Raw genomic sequence first — 19,104 nt, 5'->3', positions numbered from 1 at the left:
ATCAACGGCTTGTCCAGAACGGAAAGAAGCCAATCGTCGCCATCGCCGCTCTCATGAGAAAGATCGTCGTCATCCTCAATGCAAGGCTCAGAGATCAGATCCAACAACAGAGTTGATGACGGCCGAGGGAGGGGTGACGGCCGAGAAGGATGGCAAGGCCCTGCCTTATTCTCAGGACGTCATCCCGGCCGCGCGCAAGCGCAGAGCCGGGAACCATTGGCGCCTTCAGCCCGCGTGGGGTGGAAGGGCGCCGGCCCAGTCTCTGCTGTGCTCTTCACCCCAACCTCTCTCCGATCCCGGCTCGGCGCTGGCGCGCCGTCCGGGACGCTAGGGAAGGTCAGAGCACGGACGCGGCGCCTGCAACAACGCGCTTGCCGACGGGAGGAAAGCCCGCCCCTAGCCGAGATCCGCGACGCGCATCTCGCCCGCCTGCAGGAACACGGCCCTGCTGAACAGGGAGAGGTCGAGCGGGTTGGGCAGCCGCAGGTCGGCAAGGTCCGGCAAGGGTTTCACGGCCGGGTCGTAGCTGCGGTCGACCTGCGAGACGAAGACCAGCACCGCGCCGGAGTTCCGGGCGAAGGCGGCAAGCTGCGCGACCTGCGTGCCGAGGTCCGGCGTGTCGCGCCGCTGGTCGAGGATCTGCAGATAGTCGATAACCGCGAGCGTGCCGGGAGCACAGCCCTGCAGCCGCTCCATGATGCGGGCAGAGCAGATCCCGTCGGAGCAGTCGAGCGCCAGGAGATCCTTGAGCGGCCCCCGCGCGCCGAGCCGCTCGAGCCGTGCCTCCACCTCGCGCTCGACATATTCCAGCGTGAAGACGGCGGCGCGGTTGCCGGCCTTCATCGCCTCGAGGCTGAGTTCAAGCGCCAGCAGCGTCTTGCCCTGACCGGGGCGGGCGGCAACGAGGATCATCTCGCCGGGGCGAAGGCGGGGATAGATCAGCGCGGCGGGCGAGCGCTCGGCGGCGCGCCGCGCCAACAGGCTCCAGCGGGCATGGCCCTCGCGGGCGGCGATGCGGTCGAGCGCGGCGGCAAGGGGAATGCCCGCCTCGCGGGAGAGCAGGCGCGCCTCGCGCTTGAGGCGATAAAGGGGTGCGGAAAGCTGCATGCCGGATGTCTCCGTCTGCGGGCGATGAGCGCAATCCCTCCTCATGCGGCGCCCGAACGGGTGGTCCGGTGATGCGAAAAGCCCGGCATGGCACATGCTTTCCCGAAGCGGAGGGGGGAGGCGCGGGCGGCACCCGACTCGCATTTTAGCCGATGTCCCGCCGCCGGGAAATCGCCGTGGCTGTCGCCTGCGGCAGTCGCGGCAACCTTCTTGCGAGAACCCCTTTGCCGCGCGGACATCCATCGCCTAAGTATGGGGAACGAAACCGGGCCCGGCGGGCCTGATTCCGTCTTCATGAAGGAGCTGATCTTGCACATGACCATCAAGCCGAACGATGTGCCGAGCCGCCTCGACGACGAGGACGGCGACGAGAAGACCAAGACGCCACCGTCCATCCAGGTCGACAAGCATCTGTTCGACGCGCGCACGGTGCTGATCACCGGCCCGATCAACCAGGAACTGGCGCGCGACGTCTGCGCCCGGCTGCTGGCGATGGCGCAGGTCTCCAACGATCCGATCACCGTGATCGTATCCTCGCCCGGCGGCCACGTGGAATCGGGCGACATGATCCACGACACAATCAAGTTCATCGCCCCGGAAGTGCGCATCCTCGGCATGGGCTGGGTGGCGAGCGCCGGCGCACTGATCTACATCTCGGTGCCCAGGGAGCGCCGCTACTGCACCCCGAACACCCGCTTCCTGCTGCACCAACCGTCCGGCGGCGCCGGCGGCCAGGCCTCCGACATCGAGATCCAGGCGCGCGAGATCCTCAAGATGCGCGACCGCCTGAACAAGCTCTTCGCCGCCGCCACCGGCCAGCCGATGGAGCGGATCGAGAAGGACACCGACCGCGACTACTGGATGGGCCCGGAAGAGGCGATCGGCTACGGCCTGGTCGGCAAGGTCGCGGCCTCGGTCAACGACCTCGACTGACGACCCGCCGGCGCCCCCTTGAGAAGAGAGGTGGCGCCGGCCCAAACTCCGGCCCGGCCGGCGCCCGCCCCTCTCGCAAGGGGTGCCGGCCGCCTGCCGGGCCGTTTCGTTTGCCGGTTCGCGCAACAGGCCCCTCCCCGCCGTTCGCGACCTCCGGACAGGAGCAGTGCCATGAAGCAACTCACCCTCGGCGGCATCGACATTCCCGCGCTCGGGCTCGGGACCTGGCCGCTGAAGGACGAAGCCTGCCGCGACATCGTCCGCGCCGCGCTGGAAAGCGGCTGGGACCATATCGACACGGCGGCGATGTATGCCAACGAGAAGGCGGTGGGCGCGGGCCTGCGCGCCTCCGGCCGCGCCCGCGACGGCTACCATGTGACCACCAAAGTCTGGCATGACAGCCTCGACCCGGAGAAGATCCTGCGCTCCTGCGAGGACAGTCTCGACCGGCTGGGGCTGGAGCATGTCGACCTGTTCCTGATCCACTGGCCGAACCCGCGCGTGCCGCTGAACGAGCAGATCGAGGCGCTGCTGGAGCTGCGCCAGCGCGGCTGGACGCGGGCCATCGGCGTCTCCAACTTCACCGCCGCGATGCTGCGCGAGGCGCAGGACCTCGCCAAAGGACAGCTCGTCGCCAACCAGGTCGAGTATCATCCCTTCCTGACCCAGAAGCAGGTGCGCGCGGCGCTGGAGGCCGCCGGCATGGCGCTGATCGCCTATTCGCCCATCGCCAAGGGCCGCGTCATCGGCAACGAGACGATCCGCGACATCGGCAAGCGGCACGGCAAGAGCGAGGTGCAGGTGACGCTGCGCTGGCTGCTGCAGCAGGGCGATGTCATCGCCATCCCGAAGACCGGCACGCCGGCACGGCTCGCCGAAAACGCCGCCGTCTTCGACTTCGAGCTCGACGCGGCCGAGATGGCGGCGATTTCCGCCCTCGGCAGCCCGAAGGGGCGCGGCATCGACCCGGACTGGGCGCCCGACTGGGACGAGGAATAGCCCTCGCCGCCTGCCGCGAGGCCGTTGCCGCAAGGGACCGGCCTGCCATCGCTTTGCCGCGATGGCGGACGACAGTGACGATGGGGCGACCCGGCGGCACGCGAGGCCGGGCGCGACAACAGGGGGAGACCCGGCATGCGTATCGACCATCTGAAGACTGCAGGAACCGGCTTGGCCGTGGCGGCCCTTTCCGCGCTGCTGCTGATGACCCTCGCCCCGCCGCCCGCCTTCGCCCAGCGCCCGGACCTGCGGCAGATGACCTGCGCCCAGGCGCAGAACCTGGTCGCCCGGCGCGGCGCGGTGGTGATGACCACCGGCCCCCACACCTATGACCGCTTCGTCGCCGGCCCGCGCTGGTGCGACCACTGGGAGACGGTGCGCCCGGCCCAGGTGCGCACCCGCGACAGCAATAGCTGCATCGTCGGCTATCTCTGCGAGACGCCGCTGTTCTCGCCCTGGGGAAGCTGGCGCTGATCACAGCGTGGCGAGATAGTCCTCGAAACGCCGGCCGCGCTCGTTCGGCGCGCGCTCGCCGGTGTCCTCGATGGTGGCGATGCGGTCGACACGAAAGTTGCGGAAGTCCTCCCGCGCCTCGCACCAGCCGGTCAGCAGCCACACCTCGTCGAACACGGTGAGGCCGAGCGGGCGGACACGCCTGCGGGTCTCCCGCCGGCTGAGGTCGACATAGCCGAGCGTCACGATCCGCCGCTCGCGGATCACCCGGCGGAGCTCCGGCAGCCAGCGATCGACGACACCGGCCTGCGGGTGCTCCCGCGTTACCGCGCGCAGCGGCAAGCGGTCGGTGACCTTGCCGGCCCCCTCCCCCGATGCCGCGCCGATCTTGCCGGAAACCCGCGCCGCCGCCGCGCGCAAGCCGTCGTCGCCGCGCGCCGCCACCAGCCTCATACCGAGCGCGATCGCCTCCATCTCCTCCGCGTCGAAGCGCAGGGGCGGCAGAAAATAGCCGCGCTCCATCTGGTAGCCGAGCCCGGCCTCGCCGCGCACCGGCGCACCCATCGCCTGCAGGGTGGCCATGTCGCGATAGATCGTGCGCGGCGACACCTCGAGCGCATCGGCGAGCGCCTCGGCGGAGACCGGCGCACTCGCCTCCCGTAGGCGGTCGAGCAAGGCAAACAGACGAAACACCTTCATGGCGCCATCCGTAGCGCAGGCCCCTGACAGAAGGTGTCAGGAGCCACCGCGTATCTCCCGCACTGCATCACGCAGCACAGGAGCATTCCATGCAGGGATATTGTCTCGAAGTCGTCGCCTATGAGGTTGAAGATCCGGCCCGCGCCGACCATGAACGCAGGCTCGCACTCGACAAGGCGAGAGCGCTGCCAGGCTTCCTCGCCTGGACGCAGCTCACGGGAACCGGCGATGCGGCCCGGCGTGTCGACCTCGTCGCCTGGAAAAGCGAGGACGCAGCGCTCTCGGCCGCGCGCGAGGTCGGCGAGGCGGCCGAGTTTGCCGGCTTCCGCGCCACGATCAGCGGCGTTGCCAGCATGGGCCACTATGCGGCGAACCAGCCGTCTCCGGTCGGCCTCCTCGCCGGGGACGGACTGGAGATCGGCCGCTTCCGCCTGAAGCCGGGCGTGACGGAAGCGCAGATGCGCGCCGCACATGCCCAGATGGTGGAGCGCCATCTCTCCCGCCAGCCCGGCTGGCGCGGCCAGCGGCTCCTGCGGCTCGACCATGGCGTCTTCCTGGATCTTGCCGTCGCCGACAGCCGCGAGCGGGCCATCGCCATCTGCGAGAGCTGGACGAACACTGCCGATTGCGAGGCCTTCCTGGCCCTGATCGAGGCCGAGAGCATGGAGTTCGGCGAAGTGGTGTGATCCGAAAGGCCTCCGAGCCCGTCAGGACGGCGCATTCCACAGCCGGGATGCGCCGTTTTGCGTCGCCGCCGTCTCCCGGTTTGACGTCCCCCGCCGGCAGGTTAAGCTTGTTGCCGCAAGGTCCTCTCGCGATGACCCTGCCTGCCGGAAATGCAGAACGGGTGTTTGGCTGGCGCAATTTCGGACTTGGAAGGCGGCTGCCCGGTTTGCGAACATGGGTCCTGCCGGCGGATCGCCGAAGCGGCCCGCGCGGCAAAACAACAAGACGGGCCGAGTGCGAGGGGTTAGAGACACGCATGGGGGAGAGCGCCATTTTCAACGAGATGCTGACCGCCGACGGCAAGCCCCGCGCACCCTACCGGCGGCTCGCCGAATGGTTCGACACCCTGTCCCCGGCGGAGATGCGCAAGAAATCGCGCGAAGCGGAGACGATTTTCCGCCGCCTTGGCATCACCTTCGCCGTCTACGGCACCTCCGAGGCCACCGAACGGCTGATCCCCTTCGACATCGTCCCGCGCGTGCTGTCGGCGTCCGAGTGGCGGCGCCTGTCGGCCGGCATCGACCAGCGGGTGCGCGCGCTCAACGCCTTCCTGCATGACATCTACCACCGCCAGGAGATCGTCCGGGCCGGCCGCGTGCCGGCGGAGCTGATCCTGCAGAACGAGGCGTTCCTGCCGGAGATGATCGGCTTCGCCCCGGCGCGCCGGGTCTATGCCCATATTATAGGCACCGACCTCGTACGCGTCGGCGAGGACGATTTCTACGTGCTGGAGGACAACACCCGCACCCCGTCCGGCGTCTCCTACATGCTGGAGAACCGCGAGACGATGATGCGGATGTTCCCCGAGCTGTTCCAGCAGAACCGGGTGGCGCCGATCGAGCACTATCCGGACATGCTGCGCGAGACGCTGGAAAGCGTCGCGCCGGAGAACTGCGACGGCGATCCGACGGTCTGTATCCTGACGCCGGGCATCTACAACTCCGCCTATTTCGAGCATGCCTTCCTTGCCGACACGATGGGTGTGGAGCTGTGCGAGGCGCGCGACCTCTATGTCGAGGACGGCAAGGTGTGGATGCGCACGACGCAGTCGCCGCAGCGGGTCGACGTGATCTACCGGCGCATCGACGACGCCTTCCTCGATCCGCTGACCTTCCGCCCCGACAGCATGCTCGGCGTGCCGGGCCTGTTCGACGCCTACCGGGCCGGCAACGTGACGATCTGCAATGCGCCGGGCACCGGCATTGCCGACGACAAGGCGATCTATGCCTATGTGCCGGACATCATCGAGTTCTATACCGGCCAGAAGCCGATCCTGAAGAACGTGCCGACCTGGAACTGCGCCAAGCCCGACGACCTTGCCTATGTGCTCGACCGGCTGCCGGAGCTGGTGGTGAAGGAAGTGCACGGCTCGGGCGGCTACGGCATGCTGATCGGCCCGACCTCGTCGAAGCGCGAGATCGCCGACTTTGCCAAGCGGCTGCAAGCCAATCCCGGCAACTATATCGCCCAGCCGACCCTGGCGCTGTCGGCCTGTCCGACCCATGTGCAATCGGGGCTGGCGCCCCGCCATGTCGACTTGAGGCCCTATGTGCTGGTCGGCGACAAGGTGCGCATCACGCCCGGCGGCCTGACCCGCGTGGCGCTGAAGAAGGGCTCGCTGGTGGTGAATTCCAGCCAGGGCGGCGGCACCAAGGACACCTGGGTTCTGGAGGACTGACGAACCATGCTCGGCCGTACCGCCGCATCCCTGTTCTGGACCTCGCGCTACAACGAGCGGGCGGAGAACATGGCCCGCCTGCTGGAGGTGGGATACCGCATCGCCATGACGCCGCGCCTGGGCCAGGACGCCGCCGACGACTGGCGCTCGACCCTGGTCAGCGCCGGCTGCGACCAGGGCTTCTTCAAGAAGCATGAGGAGCCGACCAAGCGCACTGTGGTCTCGCACATGCTGTTCGACGCGGACAATCCCTCCTCGGTGCGCTCCTGCATCGAGGCGGCGCGCAACAACGCGCGCTCGGTGCGCACCGCCATCACCGGCGAGATGTGGGAGAGCCTGAACACGACCTATATCGAGTTCATGGAAGTGCGCCCGCAGCACATGACCGACGACAAGCTGCCGGGCTTCCTGACCTGGATCAAGCAGCGCTCGATGCTGTTTCGCGGCGCCATGCTCGGCACCTTGATGCGCGACGAGGGCTACCACTTCTCGCAATTCGGCTGCTTCATCGAACGGGCCGACAACACCTCGCGCATTCTCGACGTGAAATACTGGATCCTGCTGCCGGACAACGAGGTGGTCGGCGGCGACCTCGACCGCTATCAGTGGTCGACGATCCTGCGCTCGGTCTCGGCCCATCGCAGCTACCGCCACGCCTATCGCGACGCGCAGATCCGCCCCTTCAACATCGCCGAGTTCCTGATCCTGCGGAAGGAGATGCCGCGCTCGCTGGCCTATTGCTACGACTGGATCGCCGAGAGCATGGACGCGCTGACCGCCCGCTATGGCGAACGGCCGATGAGCTACGACATGACCCGGCGCACATACGAGTTGCTGGACAAGGGAACCATGCGGCAGATCTTCCAGGGGGGCCTGCACGAGTTCCTCGGCGACATGATCGCCAGAAACAACGGGCTGGGCGCGCAGCTCGCCGCGGATTATCACTTTGCCTGAAGCCCGAGCGGCCCGAACGACAAGACGCCGGCGGCCGAGCGCGAAGCCGGACGCAGACGAGGAAGCCGGAGAGCCATGCGCCTCATCGTCAAACATGTAACCCGCTACCGGTACGACCGGCCGCTGGCCCATACCGTGCAGCAACTGCGCCTGACCCCGCCGACGCTGGCGGGGCAGAAGGTGCTGTCCTGGAGGATCGACGTGCCGGGCTACGAGGGCGCGGCCCGCTATATCGACGCCTTCGGCAATCCGGTCGACGTCATCAGCCACCGCGAGGCCATGACGGAACTGACCATCGCCGTCGAGGGGACCGTCGAGACGGAGGACCGGGCCGGCGTGATCGGCCACCCGAGGAGCCCGACGCCGGACAACGTCTTCCTCCGCTTCACGCCGCTGACCCGCGCCAATCCGGCGATCCGCCGGCTGGCGGCGGTCGCCGAGCGCGACGGGGCGCAATCGGTCGCCGGCTTCCACGACCTGATGCAGGCGATCCGCGACAAGGTCGCCTATCGCACCGGCGTCACCGAGGTGCATACCTCGGCCGTCGACGCGCTGGCGGCCGGAGAAGGCGTGTGCCAGGACCATGCGCATATCTTCATCGCCGCCGCCCGCGCCATCGGCGTGCCGGCCCGCTATGTTTCCGGCTACATGCTGATGGACGGCGGGCAGGACTCCGAGGCGCACCATGCCTGGGCCGAGGTGCTGCTGCCGACGCTCGGCTGGGTCGGTTTCGACGTGTCGAACGGCATGTGCCCGACGGACCGCTACATCCGCCTCACCTGCGGCCTCGACTCGCGTTCCGCCGCGCCGATCCGCGGCATTCGCATCGGCGGGTCCGACGAGAACATGGATGTGGAAGTGGCGGTTTCACAGGAATCGCAGCAATCTCAGCAATAGCGCCGTTGCCCGGACGGCCGCGAACCTGTCAAATCAGCCGGGTCCGGTGCCCCGTGCGAATCGTCGCCGGATCCTTCCGGCCGGGCGCAAGCCCTCCCCGTTTTCGGAGACTGTCTGGTCATGACCTATTGTGTCGGTCTGAAGCTCGATCGCGGCCTGGTGATGGCCGCCGATACGCGCACCAATGCCGGGCTCGACAATGTCGCAACCTTCAAGAAGCTGCATGTGTGGGAAAAGCCCGACGACCGGGTGATCTGCATGCTGGCCGCCGGCAACCTCGCCGTCACCCAGTCGGTGGTGAGCCTCTTGAGCGAGCGGCTGAAGAGCGAGGAGCCTGGCCGGCCGACCCTGCATTCGGTCGACACCATGTTCCAGGCGGCGCGGCTGGTCGGCAGCGCGGTGCGCGACGTGCGCGCCATCGACGGCGAGGCGCTGGCCGCCAATTCGGAGAGCTTCAGCGTCACCTTCCTGCTCGGCGGCCAGATCAAGGGCGAGGCGCCGCGCCTCTTCCAGATCTATTCCGCCGGCAATTTCATCGAGGCCTCCGCCGACACGCCGTTCCTGCAGATCGGCGAGCACAAATACGGCAAGCCGATCCTCGACCGGGTGACCCGGGCGGACATGCGCCTCGGCCAGGCGGCGAAGCTGGTGCTGCTGTCGTTCAACTCGACCCTGCGTTCCAACCTGTCGGTCGGCATGCCGATCGACATGCTGCTCTACAACACCGACAGTTTCTCCGCCCACCGCCAGACCCGCATCCGCGAAAACGATCCCTATTTCGCGGACCTGTCGCGCATGTGGTCGGAAAAGCTGCGCGACGCAGTCGCCGAAATTCCCGACTTCGAGATCTGAGGCGGCGCGTCTCAGCCCTCGACGATGCGGCCGTCCTCCATCCGCACGATGCGGTCGGCCAGCTCGAGGATGCGGTTGTCATGGGTGACCATCAGCGTCGTCGTGCCGCGTTCGCGGCCAAGCCGGCGCAGCATCTCCACCACCGCCATCCCGCTTTCCCTGTCGAGCGCGGCGGTCGGCTCGTCGGCCAGCACCACCGGCGGATTGCCGACCAGCGCCCGGGCGACGGCAACGCGCTGCTTCTGTCCGCCCGACAAGTTGCCCGGCAGATAGTCCACCCGCTCCGACAAGCCGACGAGATCGAGCACGTGGCGCGCGGCCGCTCGCCCGTCTCCGGTGACGCGATCCCCGTGGACGGCGAGCCCCATATGGACGTTCTGCAGCGCGGTGAGGCTTTCGTGCAGATTGTGCGCCTGGAAGATGAAGCCGAGCTGCCGCCGGCACGCGACGAGCTCCGCCTCGCTGGCGCCCTTGAGCTCGCGGCCGAGCAAGTCCACCGAGCCCGCCTCGACCTGCCGCAGGCAACCGATCAGGGTGAGCAGCGTCGTCTTGCCGGAACCGGACGCGCCCATCAGCACCACCAGCTCACCGCGCCGAACCTCGAGATCGACGTCGAACAGCACCTGCTTGCGCGCCTCGCCGCTGCCGAACCAGTGACTGAGCCCGCGCACGACGATGGCCGCGGATGCGGAGATGAGATCGCCGGCCATGGTCAGAACAGCTCCGCCGGATTGGCCCGCGCCAGCCGGCGCGTCGCGATGGCGCCCGACAGCGCGCACATGGCGAGCGTGCCGAGGAAGACGAGGAGCGGCCGCTCCGCCGGCATGAAGATCGGCAGGCCGGTGCCGGCGGCCACCGCCGCATAAAGGCCGAGCGCCACGAGAACGCCGGGCACGAAGCCGAACAGGGCGAGGATGAAAGCCTCCTCGAAGACGATGCCCAGGAAGAAGCGCTGCGGATAACCCATCGCCTTGAAGGTGGCGTATTCGCGGATGTGGTCGGCAACGTCGGTGGACAGCACCTGATAGACGATGATGACGCCGACAAGCACCCCGATGACGACGCCGAAGCCGAAGACGACGCCGACGGGCTTTTGCGTCGTCTGAAAGCGCTGGTCGCGGGCGGCCGCCTCGCCCAGCGTCCACACCGCGGTGTCGGAGGCCGGCAGCGCGGCGCGCAGGCGCGCCAGCACGGCCGCCGGCTCGGCGCCCGGCGCAAGGCGCAGCAGCACATAATTCGGCGCGCCCGGCAGGCGGGCCGGAAACAGCCGCAGGAAGGTCTGGTCGGAGACGACGAGATAACCGTCGGCGGAAAAGCCGCCGCCGATCTCGAACACTCCCGTCACCGTGATCTCCCGCCCGCGCGTCTCGAAGCGATAGGGCTCGCCCGCCTCCACGGCGGCGAAGAGGTCAGCGGGCACGTTGCGGGTCAGGTTGTCGATCAACGCGGTGTCGGGCAGCGTCAGGCTCTCGACCTGGCGGGCAAGGGCCGGCTCGCGGAAGGGTGCGCCGGTCGGGTCGACGCCGAACAGGTCCATGGCGCGGATGGTGCCGTCCGGCTGCTTCCAGTCGATGCGGCCATAGTAGAAGCCGGTGGCGGAGGCGACCCCCTCCACGGCAAGCGCCTGATAGAGCCGGCTGCGCGGCAGCGGGCTGCCGTCGAACAGGGTATTGGCATCGGAGGCGGAGACGAGAATGTCGCCGTTCAGCGCCGTGTAGGGCAGGCGGATGCTCTCCACCAGCGCGCCGAGAAAGCCGAGTTGCATGAAGATCAGCACATTGGCGAAGGCAACGCCCGAGACCGCGGCGGCCAGGCGTCCCTTGTTGTGGACGAGCTGCAGCCAGCCGATGGGCAGCCGGCCGAGAAGCGCGGTGAGCATGGGGGTGAGCGGGCCCGTCACATCCCCTCTCCCGTCTTGATGCGGGCGGTGACCTGCAGGTTGGTGAAGCGGCGCACGCGGGGAATGTCCGCCGGATCGATGGCGACATAGACCTTGATCACGCGCGCATCGGTGCGAGCGGCCGGGTCCGCGCCCGTCGCGGTCTGGCGGCCGACATCCCAGCCGATCCGCTCGACCTTGCCCGAGATGGCCCCCTCGAACGCCTCGCCAGTGATCTCGACGGGAGCGCCGGTCTCGATGGCACCGATGCGCGACTGATAGACCTCGATCTCCGCCATCATCTTGTCGATGTCGCCCATGTCGAGAATGCCGCGCTCGCCCGGCCGCTCGCCGGGCCGCACATGGATATCAAGCACGACGCCGCCGGCCGGCGCCGGCACCAGGGAGCGCGCAAGATCGGCCTGCGCCAGGGCAAGGGAAGCCTGCGCGGCATCGAGATTGCGCAAGGCGACGGCGATATCCGCCTGGCCATCCGGCGTGTCGGCGGTATAGCGCCCGAGCGTTGCCCGCGCGCTCTCGACCTCGCGCTCCGCCGCCTCCGACCGGGCGAGCGCATCGTCATGGGTGGCGCGGGTGACATGGCCGCGGGCGAGCAGTTCGCGGGAGCGCTCCAGCTCGCGCCGGGCCGTGGCGGCGGCAACCTCGGCGCGCTCCAGCGCGGCGCGCGATTCCGTCCGGCTGGCAGCGACAAAGACCCGCTGGCGGGCAAGCTCGGCCTCGCGCAGGCGGACCGTCGCCTCCGCCGATGCCAGCGCCGCCAGAAGCTGCGGCCGGTTGTCGAGCTCGGCCAACGGCTGGCCCGCCTCGACGAGCGCGCCTTCCGCAACCAGCAGCCGCGCGACACGGGCATCGCCCGCTCCGAAGGGCGGCGCGACGGTGACGACGAACCCGTCCGGCAGCAGCCGGCCGAGACCGAAGACAGCGGCGGTTTCCTCGTCGCTTGCGGCAGGCAGAGGCGCCGCCGGAGCGCCCGTTTCGGCGGCCTGCCAGGGCAGAACTCCGCGCGCCTGCAGGACAATGCCGGCGGCAAGGCCGGCGCCCACGAGAGCGAGACCGAGCGCAAGGCTACGCAGCCGGGAGAGGATCGGCCATAGTCGCGAGCGGCCCGAACCGGGATGCGACGACTCGCGCCGCACCGCCTGCAACGGCAGGGCAGGCGCCGCGCCGGCTGCCTTGGCGGCTAGCGGCCCGGTGGTCTCGACGAGGCCAGGTCGGGGGCCGGGGCCGGGGATTGAGGACATGACACGATCCTGTTAATGACCATAAAGTCATTAACAGCGCGCGACAGGAAGTGCAAGGACGATGACACAGAGCGATTCCGCAGCGGAAACACCGAAGCCCCGGCGCCGGCGCAAGGAGGCGCGCCCTGGCGAGATCATCGATGCGGGGCTGCAGGAGTTTGCCGAAAACGGCTTCGCGGCGACGCGGCTGGAGGACGTCGCAAGGCGCGCGGGCGTCGTGAAAGGCACGATCTACCGCTATTTCGCCAGCAAGGAGGAGCTGTTCGAGGCGGCGCTCTCCTCGCGCATCACGCCGTTCTTCGACGACGTGGCGGGGCTGGTTGCGGCCTATCCCGGCTCGTCGGAGGACCTGGTGCGCACCGCCCTGCCCCGCATCTACAAGGCGCTGTTCGAGGACGGGCTGCACGTCTTGATGCGCATCATCATCACGGAAGGCGGACGCTTTCCGACGATTGCCGAGCAGTACCACCGCCGCGTCATCAGCCGCGGCCAGGAGGTGCTCGCCGCCCTCGTGCGCCGGGGCGTGGAGCGCGGCGAGTTCCGCCGCAGCGCGCTCACCGACCTGCCGATCGTGATCGTCGCACCGGCGGTGATGACCATCGTCTGGAAGATGACCTTCGACCGGTTCGAGCCCATCGAGGCCCGGCGGTTTCTCGCCGCCCATATCGACATGGTGCTGGAGGGACTGCTGGCGAAGGAGCCTGCCGAAGGATCCAGGCGACCGGACTGACGAGGCGACTACAAAACGACGACGGGCAGTTCACCCGTCTTGCAGGCGAGATGATACTGGACCGGTGCGTGGTCATTGCCCCCATAGCCGACCAGCGGCATGTCGGCTCAGGCGGGGACCGGCGCCCGGCGCGGCACCGTGCTGCCGGACCGCACGTCACGTGCCGTCCGGCAGAGCTTGTAGCAGATCGGTGCGTGATCGTTGACCTCCCAGAACTGGTACTGGAACCCCCGCATCGGCGACACGGCAACGCACTGGGAGATGCCCGGATTGCGCCAGACATAGTCGAGCACGCTGCCCCGGCCCATTTGATACTCTTTGTTCTCGTCGCGCGCGCGGGTGACATGGGTCGGAGCAAAGCCCGGCGCGACGGCCTCCCAGCCGGCCCCCCTCAAGAACCCCTCGTCGAAGACGTCCATCTTGCCGAAGGGAATGTTCATATCCCCGATCAAGGCGGCCGGCTGGTCGTGGCGCCCGAGTTCGAGACATGCCTCGATGATCTCCGTGCTCGCCTGGTCGCGGATCACCGCCTTCGCGTGAAGCCCACCGATCCGCATGATCCCGGCATCGAGCATGACCATCGGGCGGGTATGGTCGCGATTCCAGACGAAACGGATCCGCCCCCCCAAACCGCTAAGGCAAGGGACCGCCTCGTTCCAGATGCAGATATAGTTGCACACGCCGACCCGGCCCCCCGCCGTCGGGAACCAGTTGAAGGATGCGTTGAACGCAGCGGTCTGTTGATAGCCCCCGAGGCCGTTGAGGCGGTTGGCGACAACGCGGGCAAAGAGGTCTCCCGCCCCCTTGCTCTCCGTCACCTCGGCCAGAATGATCACGTCGACGTCCGCGGACAAATACCACCGCTCGATCGTCTCGATGATGAAGGCCACGCTCTCGCTCATCACATAGCCGTTCGGATTGTCCGGATCCGGACGTACGACATTGTGCTTCTCGATGTTCCAGAACCCCACCGTCAGAAAATCGACGCCTCGCTCCATTCCGCCCTCCCGCTCCGGCACTCTCCCGCTCCGGCACTTTCCCGCCCACGACCCGGCATCCGTCCGGCCGGCCCGCCGCTTGCCGCGCGTGAGCGGAAGCGCCATACTGGAAAATCAGACGAGGCACACGCCGTTGCCGAAGCGGCTACGATTGCAGTATTCCATGGATTGATAAGAAATTCTACCGGTGGTAGCTTCCTCATCGCATTTCGCGCATAAGAGGAGGTATCCATGAAAGACTTGTACGAAAAGGCGTTGACAGGGCGCCTTTACGCAACCGAGACGGACACGTCCGCCTCGGTGATGATAACCAACAACCTACCGGTCCGCATCGCGGTCTACAGCGTCACCAATGCCGGCACGCGGACCTCGCTCGGCCATGTCGAGGCGGCCTCGACGACCGAGTTCGACGGCACCACCGGGGACTATCTCGTCGTCACCTCGGCACTGAGCGGCAGCTTCATCTGCACCTACCAGATGACCAGCCTCGACGGGGCCTTCACGGTCGACAACTCGGTGCTGACCGAGCCCAACGACATCGGCTCGATCCCCGAACCGACCCTGAACCAGCTCGTCCCGGTCAACTCGCCGCTGGTGATGGTCGGCTGCTCGACCGTGACCAGCACCGGCGGCCAGCAGAACTTCATCACCCGCGAGCAATATTGGAACCTGCAAGGCGACAGCTACAGCCTGACGGTGGGCGAGAGCCGGACGGTCAGCTACACCATCGTCTCCGGTCGCCAGACCACCTCCTCGACGCAGGATACGGTCGGCGCGTCGGTCGGCGTCGACGCTCATGCCGGCTGGGGGCCGATTTCGGCCGGCATCTCCGCGAGCCTCAATGCGGAGGCCTCGACCTTCCAGCAGGTTTCGGTGAACGAGCAGACCACCTCCTACATGTCGGACACCGTCACCAATTCCGGCGACGACGACGTCGTCGTGCTGCGCTGGCAGATGACCGACGTGATCACCGTGTTCTCGCCGAACTACCAGCCGGTGTCGTCGATCGTCAGCGGCCTCAACCCGATCATCGTCAAGACCTACGATCTCACCACCCTGCTGCCGGGCGACGTCCGGCCCAGTCTTGTCGCACGCACCATTCCGGTGACCCGAAAGACCGCCTGACACTGCCTCCGGATCCTTTCATCCGGCCGTTTCCAGTCCCGAAAACCAGACAGACCTTTTCAACAGGAGTACATTCCATGAGCTGCTGCGATTCCAGCCTTGTCGAGATCATCAATCTCTCCGGCGCCGATTTCTCCATCACCGCTTCGGACGGAGAGGTCGGCAACCTGCACGGCCTCGATACCGGAACATCCATTCCCTACAAGGGCTATGCGATCGGTTACGCCTACTCGAGCGGCGGCACCAAGGGCGACGCATCCGGCTATGTCACCGTCACCAGCACCACGGGCGGCTACGAACTGAAGCTGCCCTATTCCTTCACCGCCTCGAACAATTTCGGTGCCTGCCCCTGCACCGCCGCCAGCCAGGACGACGTGCAGTCGGGCAACTATGTCGCCAAGGCCGACGTCGCGACCGGCTCGAACAGCGGCGAGGCCCGCACGGTTTGGGTCATCGTCTCGCAGCCGACCTGACGGCGCATCGGCACCGGGATCAGCGGGCAGAGCGCCCCGCGCAGACGTCGAGAACCACCGCCGCCGCGTCAAAATCGCGGCGGCGCGCGGCGCGCAAGGCGGCTGCCTCGAGATCCTCGCCCCACTGCTCGATGTTCCAATCCTCGTCGACGAAGGCGGCGCTCCAGGCTGCATCGGCCGTCATCTCGCCCTCCATCAGCGCCAGCGCGAGCAGCGCCGAGCCGCCCAAGGTCGTCGCAACATGCAGCGCCGTGAGATGCAGGGGCGCCAGCGGCGAAAGCGCCTGCCGGATACGGGCGAGCAGCGCCGCGTCCTGGCGCACCGGCATCACCCCCTCGGCGAGCACGAAACGGCCGCCGAACCGCGCTTCCGCCCAGCCGATCACCGGCCCCCAGGCGGCATTCTGCCGCTCGATCAGCGTTTGCGGGCCGTCCGCCCGGTAGAACAGCAGGTCGTTGCCGGCATAGGCGGTGACGTCGTCGGCGACTTCCCCCGCCCGGGCCGGCACCGCATCGATCGCGGCATTGGCGATGCGGGTCAGCGGCATGGTGGCCGGGTCGATCTCCTTGCTCTGCGCGGCCCATTCGGCGGCGATGCGGGCGGCGATCTCTTCCTCGGCAAGCGCGAGGAGATTGCGTCCCGTCGTCTTGACCGTTCGGCCGTCGAGATGGACGGCATGCAGGCCGTCCTCCTGCCGGACGATGCCGACCTCCTTGTAGAAGCGCTTCGGCAATTCGCGCCGCGACAGGGTCCTGGCGCGCTCGACCGGATCGGTGGTGCCGCCGGCCTCGATATCGCTCAACAGGTCGCGCATCAGGCAAGCTCCCTTTGTTCCTCGGTGCCGGCCCAGCCGAGCATCTCGCCCAGCGCCGGCACGAGCTCGTCGAAGCGGTCGAGAATACGCGCCGCGCCCGCCGCCGCCAGCCGGGCGCGCGGATGATAGCCCCACCCGACGCCGAGCCCGGCAACGCCGGCAGCGCGCGCCATCTCCATGTCGAAGCCGGTATCGCCGATCATCACCGTGCGCGCAGGCTCCGCCCCGGTCTCCGCCATCGCCTGCAGGATCATGCCCGGATGCGGCTTGGAGGGTGCCGTATCGGCCGTCTGGATGGTGACGAACCGCCCCTCCAGCCCGTGGCTCTGCTGCATGTGGCGGACGCCGCGCAGGGCCTTGCCGGTGGCGATGCCGAGCATCACGTCGTCGCGGGCCGAAAGCGTGTCGAGCGCCTCGCGCGCGCCGGGATAGAGCGGGTCGTGGTCAAGCCCGGCAAGCCGGCGCGCCACCTTGGACTGGCGATAGGCCTCCGCCATCGCCGGCACCAGGTGATGGTGTCCCGGCTCGGCGAGCTGGCGGAACGCCACCTCCAGCGACAGGCCGACGATGGACAGGCCCGCCTCGCGCGAGGGCGGCGCGAGACCGACGGCCTCGAAGCCGACGGCAAGGCCATGCAGGATGGTCTCCTGGCTGTCGACCAGCGTGCCGTCGCAATCGAAGATCACCAGATACAGGGCCTATTCCTCCGGATCGTTGGTCTCGGGGTCGTATTGCGCCGCATCGAAGCCGAGCAGGTTCCAGCTCTGCTGCATATGCGGGGGCAGCGGCGCCGAGACGTCGATGGTGCCGCGCCCGGACGGGTGCGGAATGACGATGCGGCGGGCATGCAGATGCAGCTTGTTCTGGATGCCGCCGGGAAACTCCCAGTTCTCGATGTTGAAGTATTTCGGATCACCAAGGATCGGGTGATGGATATGGGCGGTGTGGGCGCGGAGCTGATGCGTGCGCCCGGTGATCGGCCGCAGCGACACCCAGGAGACCTTCGGCCCGGCATTTTCCACCACCGAATAGAGCGAGACGGAATGCTGCGCCTCGTCCTCGCCGTGGCGGGCAACGCGCATGCGCTCCTCGCCCTCGTCACGCGCCAGATAGGTGGAGACGCGGCCCTGGCGCGGCTTCGGCACGCCGGCGACCAGCGCCCAGTAGATCTTGCGGGTCTGGCGGGCGCGGAAGGACTTGGCCATCTCCGAGGCGGCCTTGCGCGTCTTGGCGAGCAGCAGGATGCCAGAGGTCTCGCGGTCGAGCCGGTGGACGAGACGGGGCTTTTCGCCCTTTGCGTCGCGGAACGCCTCGAGCATGCCGTCGAGATGACGGGTCAGGCCGGAACCGCCCTGCACGGCAAGCCCGGCCGGCTTGTTCAGCACCATCACCTCGCGGTCCTCGTAGAGGATCATCGCCTCCACCGCTTCGCGGTCGCCGGCCACCAGCTTGCGCGGCTTCGGCTTGGCGTTGGCGCTGTCCTTCGCCGCCACATGGGCATCGACGGTGAGCGGCGGAATGCGCACCACCTGGCCGGTGCCGACGCGGGTGGAGGTCTCCGCGCGCTTGCCGTCGACCCGCACCTGGCCGGTGCGCAGCAGTTTCTGCAGATGGCCGTGGCCGAGGCCCGGATAGTGGGTCTTGAACCAGCGGTCGAGCCGCATGCCGGCCTCGTCCGAGGTGACGGTCTTCTGTTCGATGCCGGACATGTCGTTTCCCGTTGCGGGAAGGGCGCGCAGCGTTCGCAGCCGCTCGCCCCGCCCCTTTTCAAGCGCCCTACCTAATCCCGACGCTGCCTGAGGGCAAGCGAAGCATGAAGGTCGCCCCGCTCTCAACGCCCGTCCCTGCCCCGCAGCAGCCCCTCGGCCATCGCCTGAAACGCCTCGACCGCCCGCGACAGGGCCGCACGCGGGTCCTCGCTCGCCGCAACCCAGAGCGCGGCAGTGAGCGCCGCGCCGCTCAGCAGGCGTGCGGCGGCATCCACATCGACCGGTTTCATGATGCCGGCCTCGATGAGCCGGGCAACCGCCTGGCGTGTGGCCTGCAGGCAGGCATTCTGGCTCGGCCATTGCGAGGGATCGCCGAGAAAGGCCGGCCCGTCGAGGAGCACGATGCGCTGCACCTCCGGCTCCAGCGCCATCTCGATATAGGCGGCCCCTTCCGCGAGCAGACCCTGCCACGCGTCGCCGCGCCCTGCCCCGACCGCCTTGGCCCGGGCGGCCATCTCGCCATCTACCTGGGCGACGACGGCCGCGAGAAGCCCCCTCTTGTCGCCGAAATTGTGATAGAGCGCGCCGCGCGTCAGGCCCGCCTCCGCCGTCAGCTCATCCATCGAGGCCGCCGCGAACCCCTTTTCGGCAAAGGCCTTTCGCGCCGCCGCGATCAGCCTGGCGCGGTTTTCCTCCATCGTGTCCGCACGCCGTCTTGCCGCCATCCCCCACACCTCATCCAGATACGCGGCGTATGTGAATTGACATACGTATCGTATGTGAGATTATACATACGAAGCGTATATCAAATTTCCC

The 19,104-nt window shown here is 68.0% G+C and carries 21 protein-coding genes and 1 pseudogene; 12 read left to right on the top strand and 10 right to left on the bottom strand.

The features are described 5' to 3' along the window. A pseudogene (locus tag P2PM1_RS25330) lies at positions 1–116 on the top strand (IS110 family transposase); the annotation flags it as partial. A 280-nt stretch (positions 117–396) separates the two neighbouring features. On the opposite strand, the gene P2PM1_RS03015 reads toward P2PM1_RS25330, so the two are convergent. Beyond that, entirely contained in the window at positions 397–1,107 is a 711-nt protein-coding gene (locus tag P2PM1_RS03015) for a DNA helicase (protein ID WP_186398047.1), read from the bottom strand. A 315-nt stretch (positions 1,108–1,422) separates the two neighbouring features. Here P2PM1_RS03015 and P2PM1_RS03010 point away from each other — a divergent pair, with 315 nt between their 5' ends. The 3 genes from P2PM1_RS03010 (at position 1,423) to P2PM1_RS03000 (ending at position 3,513) form a co-directional block, all read left to right on the top strand. Beyond that, on the top strand, positions 1,423–2,040 hold the full coding sequence (locus P2PM1_RS03010) for an ATP-dependent Clp protease proteolytic subunit (RefSeq protein WP_186386490.1): 618 nt from the start codon (positions 1,423–1,425) through the stop codon (positions 2,038–2,040). Positions 2,041–2,211: 171 nt separating this feature from the next. After that, the gene (locus P2PM1_RS03005; RefSeq protein ID WP_186398046.1) at positions 2,212–3,039 is read left to right on the top strand and encodes an aldo/keto reductase; all 828 of its coding nucleotides are present in this window, start codon (positions 2,212–2,214) and stop codon (positions 3,037–3,039) included. A 135-nt stretch (positions 3,040–3,174) separates the two neighbouring features. Continuing rightward, the gene (locus P2PM1_RS03000; protein WP_244292944.1) at positions 3,175–3,513 is read left to right on the top strand and encodes a hypothetical protein; all 339 of its coding nucleotides are present in this window, start codon (positions 3,175–3,177) and stop codon (positions 3,511–3,513) included. Here P2PM1_RS03000 and P2PM1_RS02995 read toward each other — a convergent pair whose 3' ends face one another. Further along, positions 3,514–4,191, bottom strand: coding sequence for a YafY family protein (locus tag P2PM1_RS02995; protein WP_186398045.1), 678 nt, complete (start codon positions 4,189–4,191; stop codon positions 3,514–3,516). 89 nt (positions 4,192–4,280) lie between these two features. Between P2PM1_RS02995 and P2PM1_RS02990 the strand changes: the two genes are divergently transcribed. The 5 genes from P2PM1_RS02990 to P2PM1_RS02970 all read left to right on the top strand — a co-directional run bounded on the left by P2PM1_RS02990 (position 4,281) and on the right by P2PM1_RS02970 (position 9,298). Then, positions 4,281–4,877, top strand: coding sequence for a hypothetical protein (locus P2PM1_RS02990; protein ID WP_186398044.1), 597 nt, complete (start codon positions 4,281–4,283; stop codon positions 4,875–4,877). A gap of 296 nt (positions 4,878–5,173) precedes the next feature. Next, positions 5,174–6,595: a circularly permuted type 2 ATP-grasp protein gene (locus tag P2PM1_RS02985; RefSeq protein ID WP_186386486.1), complete on the top strand. Its 1,422-nt coding sequence runs from the start codon at positions 5,174–5,176 to the stop codon at positions 6,593–6,595. Positions 6,596–6,601: 6 nt separating this feature from the next. Further along, the gene (locus P2PM1_RS02980) at positions 6,602–7,549 is read left to right on the top strand and encodes an alpha-E domain-containing protein (protein ID WP_186398043.1); all 948 of its coding nucleotides are present in this window, start codon (positions 6,602–6,604) and stop codon (positions 7,547–7,549) included. Positions 7,550–7,624: 75 nt separating this feature from the next. Next, positions 7,625–8,446 (top strand): transglutaminase family protein, encoded by an 822-nt coding sequence (locus P2PM1_RS02975; protein ID WP_186398042.1) that lies wholly within the window; start codon positions 7,625–7,627, stop codon positions 8,444–8,446. Between the two features lie 120 nt (positions 8,447–8,566). Beyond that, complete coding sequence (locus P2PM1_RS02970) at positions 8,567–9,298, top strand: proteasome-type protease (protein ID WP_186396310.1); 732 nt, start codon at positions 8,567–8,569, stop codon at positions 9,296–9,298. Positions 9,299–9,309: 11 nt separating this feature from the next. Here the strand turns inward: P2PM1_RS02970 and P2PM1_RS02965 are convergent, their stop codons facing one another. Genes P2PM1_RS02965 through P2PM1_RS02955 form a run of 3 tightly spaced genes read right to left on the bottom strand, consistent with a single transcriptional unit; the run spans position 9,310 to position 12,439 of the window. Then, positions 9,310–10,008, bottom strand: a complete 699-nt coding sequence (locus P2PM1_RS02965; protein ID WP_186386482.1) for an ATP-binding cassette domain-containing protein — start codon at positions 10,006–10,008, stop codon at positions 9,310–9,312. A gap of 2 nt (positions 10,009–10,010) precedes the next feature. Further along, positions 10,011–11,198, bottom strand: coding sequence for an ABC transporter permease DevC (gene devC, locus P2PM1_RS02960; RefSeq protein WP_208985170.1), 1,188 nt, complete (start codon positions 11,196–11,198; stop codon positions 10,011–10,013). Next, entirely contained in the window at positions 11,195–12,439 is a 1,245-nt protein-coding gene (locus P2PM1_RS02955) for an HlyD family efflux transporter periplasmic adaptor subunit (protein WP_186398041.1), read from the bottom strand. The genes devC and P2PM1_RS02955 overlap by 4 nt, the downstream gene beginning before the upstream one ends. 61 nt (positions 12,440–12,500) lie before the next feature. Here P2PM1_RS02955 and P2PM1_RS02950 point away from each other — a divergent pair, with 61 nt between their 5' ends. Then, on the top strand, positions 12,501–13,169 hold the full coding sequence (locus P2PM1_RS02950; RefSeq protein WP_186398040.1) for a TetR/AcrR family transcriptional regulator: 669 nt from the start codon (positions 12,501–12,503) through the stop codon (positions 13,167–13,169). Between the two features lie 107 nt (positions 13,170–13,276). Here P2PM1_RS02950 and P2PM1_RS02945 read toward each other — a convergent pair whose 3' ends face one another. Continuing rightward, positions 13,277–14,167, bottom strand: coding sequence for a hypothetical protein (locus P2PM1_RS02945; protein WP_186398039.1), 891 nt, complete (start codon positions 14,165–14,167; stop codon positions 13,277–13,279). Between the two features lie 231 nt (positions 14,168–14,398). Between P2PM1_RS02945 and P2PM1_RS02940 the strand changes: the two genes are divergently transcribed. Continuing rightward, a complete protein-coding gene (locus P2PM1_RS02940) occupies positions 14,399–15,292 on the top strand; it encodes a hypothetical protein (protein WP_186398038.1) in 894 nt (297 codons plus the stop codon). Positions 15,293–15,369: 77 nt separating this feature from the next. Continuing rightward, the gene (locus P2PM1_RS02935; RefSeq protein WP_186398037.1) at positions 15,370–15,765 is read left to right on the top strand and encodes a hypothetical protein; all 396 of its coding nucleotides are present in this window, start codon (positions 15,370–15,372) and stop codon (positions 15,763–15,765) included. A gap of 19 nt (positions 15,766–15,784) precedes the next feature. Here the strand turns inward: P2PM1_RS02935 and P2PM1_RS02930 are convergent, their stop codons facing one another. The 4 genes from P2PM1_RS02930 to P2PM1_RS02915 form a co-directional block, all read right to left on the bottom strand. Next, complete coding sequence (locus tag P2PM1_RS02930) at positions 15,785–16,579, bottom strand: ATP12 family chaperone protein (RefSeq protein WP_186398036.1); 795 nt, start codon at positions 16,577–16,579, stop codon at positions 15,785–15,787. Further along, positions 16,579–17,274, bottom strand: a complete 696-nt coding sequence (locus P2PM1_RS02925) for an HAD-IA family hydrolase (protein ID WP_186398056.1) — start codon at positions 17,272–17,274, stop codon at positions 16,579–16,581. The genes P2PM1_RS02930 and P2PM1_RS02925 overlap by 1 nt, the downstream gene beginning before the upstream one ends. Before the next feature lie 3 nt (positions 17,275–17,277). After that, the gene (locus P2PM1_RS02920; RefSeq protein WP_186396305.1) at positions 17,278–18,288 is read right to left on the bottom strand and encodes an RluA family pseudouridine synthase; all 1,011 of its coding nucleotides are present in this window, start codon (positions 18,286–18,288) and stop codon (positions 17,278–17,280) included. A 122-nt stretch (positions 18,289–18,410) separates the two neighbouring features. After that, a complete protein-coding gene (locus P2PM1_RS02915) occupies positions 18,411–19,013 on the bottom strand; it encodes a TetR/AcrR family transcriptional regulator (RefSeq protein WP_186396304.1) in 603 nt (200 codons plus the stop codon). Between the last annotated feature and the right edge of the window lie 91 nt (positions 19,014–19,104).

The sequence above is a fragment of the Stappia sp. P2PMeth1 genome (assembly GCF_900185735.1).
GTDB lineage: Bacteria > Pseudomonadota > Alphaproteobacteria > Rhizobiales > Stappiaceae > Stappia.
Note: the sequence above shows the minus strand (reverse complement) of the source record. Positions and strands in the feature narration are given on the sequence as shown.

Bases quoted from the DNA above. Each gene is read 5' to 3' on its own strand.
- P2PM1_RS03015 (WP_186398047.1), bottom strand. From the start codon at position 1,107: ATGCAGCTTTCCGCACCCCTTTATCGCCTCAAGCGCGAGGCGCGCCTG.
- P2PM1_RS02950 (WP_186398040.1), top strand. From the start codon at position 12,501: ATGACACAGAGCGATTCCGCAGCGGAAACACCGAAGCCCCGGCGCCGG.
- P2PM1_RS02940 (WP_186398038.1), top strand. From the start codon at position 14,399: ATGAAAGACTTGTACGAAAAGGCGTTGACAGGGCGCCTTTACGCAACC.
- P2PM1_RS03010 (WP_186386490.1), top strand. From the start codon at position 1,423: ATGACCATCAAGCCGAACGATGTGCCGAGCCGCCTCGACGACGAGGAC.
- P2PM1_RS02965 (WP_186386482.1), bottom strand. From the start codon at position 10,008: ATGGCCGGCGATCTCATCTCCGCATCCGCGGCCATCGTCGTGCGCGGG.
- P2PM1_RS03005 (WP_186398046.1), top strand. From the start codon at position 2,212: ATGAAGCAACTCACCCTCGGCGGCATCGACATTCCCGCGCTCGGGCTC.
- P2PM1_RS02970 (WP_186396310.1), top strand. From the start codon at position 8,567: ATGACCTATTGTGTCGGTCTGAAGCTCGATCGCGGCCTGGTGATGGCC.
- P2PM1_RS02945 (WP_186398039.1), bottom strand. From the start codon at position 14,167: ATGGAGCGAGGCGTCGATTTTCTGACGGTGGGGTTCTGGAACATCGAG.
- P2PM1_RS02990 (WP_186398044.1), top strand. From the start codon at position 4,281: ATGCAGGGATATTGTCTCGAAGTCGTCGCCTATGAGGTTGAAGATCCG.
- P2PM1_RS02920 (WP_186396305.1), bottom strand. From the start codon at position 18,288: ATGTCCGGCATCGAACAGAAGACCGTCACCTCGGACGAGGCCGGCATG.
- P2PM1_RS02995 (WP_186398045.1), bottom strand. From the start codon at position 4,191: ATGAAGGTGTTTCGTCTGTTTGCCTTGCTCGACCGCCTACGGGAGGCG.
- P2PM1_RS02985 (WP_186386486.1), top strand. From the start codon at position 5,174: ATGGGGGAGAGCGCCATTTTCAACGAGATGCTGACCGCCGACGGCAAG.
- P2PM1_RS02935 (WP_186398037.1), top strand. From the start codon at position 15,370: ATGAGCTGCTGCGATTCCAGCCTTGTCGAGATCATCAATCTCTCCGGC.
- P2PM1_RS02930 (WP_186398036.1), bottom strand. From the start codon at position 16,579: ATGCGCGACCTGTTGAGCGATATCGAGGCCGGCGGCACCACCGATCCG.
- P2PM1_RS02955 (WP_186398041.1), bottom strand. From the start codon at position 12,439: ATGTCCTCAATCCCCGGCCCCGGCCCCCGACCTGGCCTCGTCGAGACC.
- P2PM1_RS03000 (WP_244292944.1), top strand. From the start codon at position 3,175: ATGCGTATCGACCATCTGAAGACTGCAGGAACCGGCTTGGCCGTGGCG.
- P2PM1_RS02915 (WP_186396304.1), bottom strand. From the start codon at position 19,013: ATGGCGGCAAGACGGCGTGCGGACACGATGGAGGAAAACCGCGCCAGG.
- P2PM1_RS02980 (WP_186398043.1), top strand. From the start codon at position 6,602: ATGCTCGGCCGTACCGCCGCATCCCTGTTCTGGACCTCGCGCTACAAC.
- P2PM1_RS02975 (WP_186398042.1), top strand. From the start codon at position 7,625: ATGCGCCTCATCGTCAAACATGTAACCCGCTACCGGTACGACCGGCCG.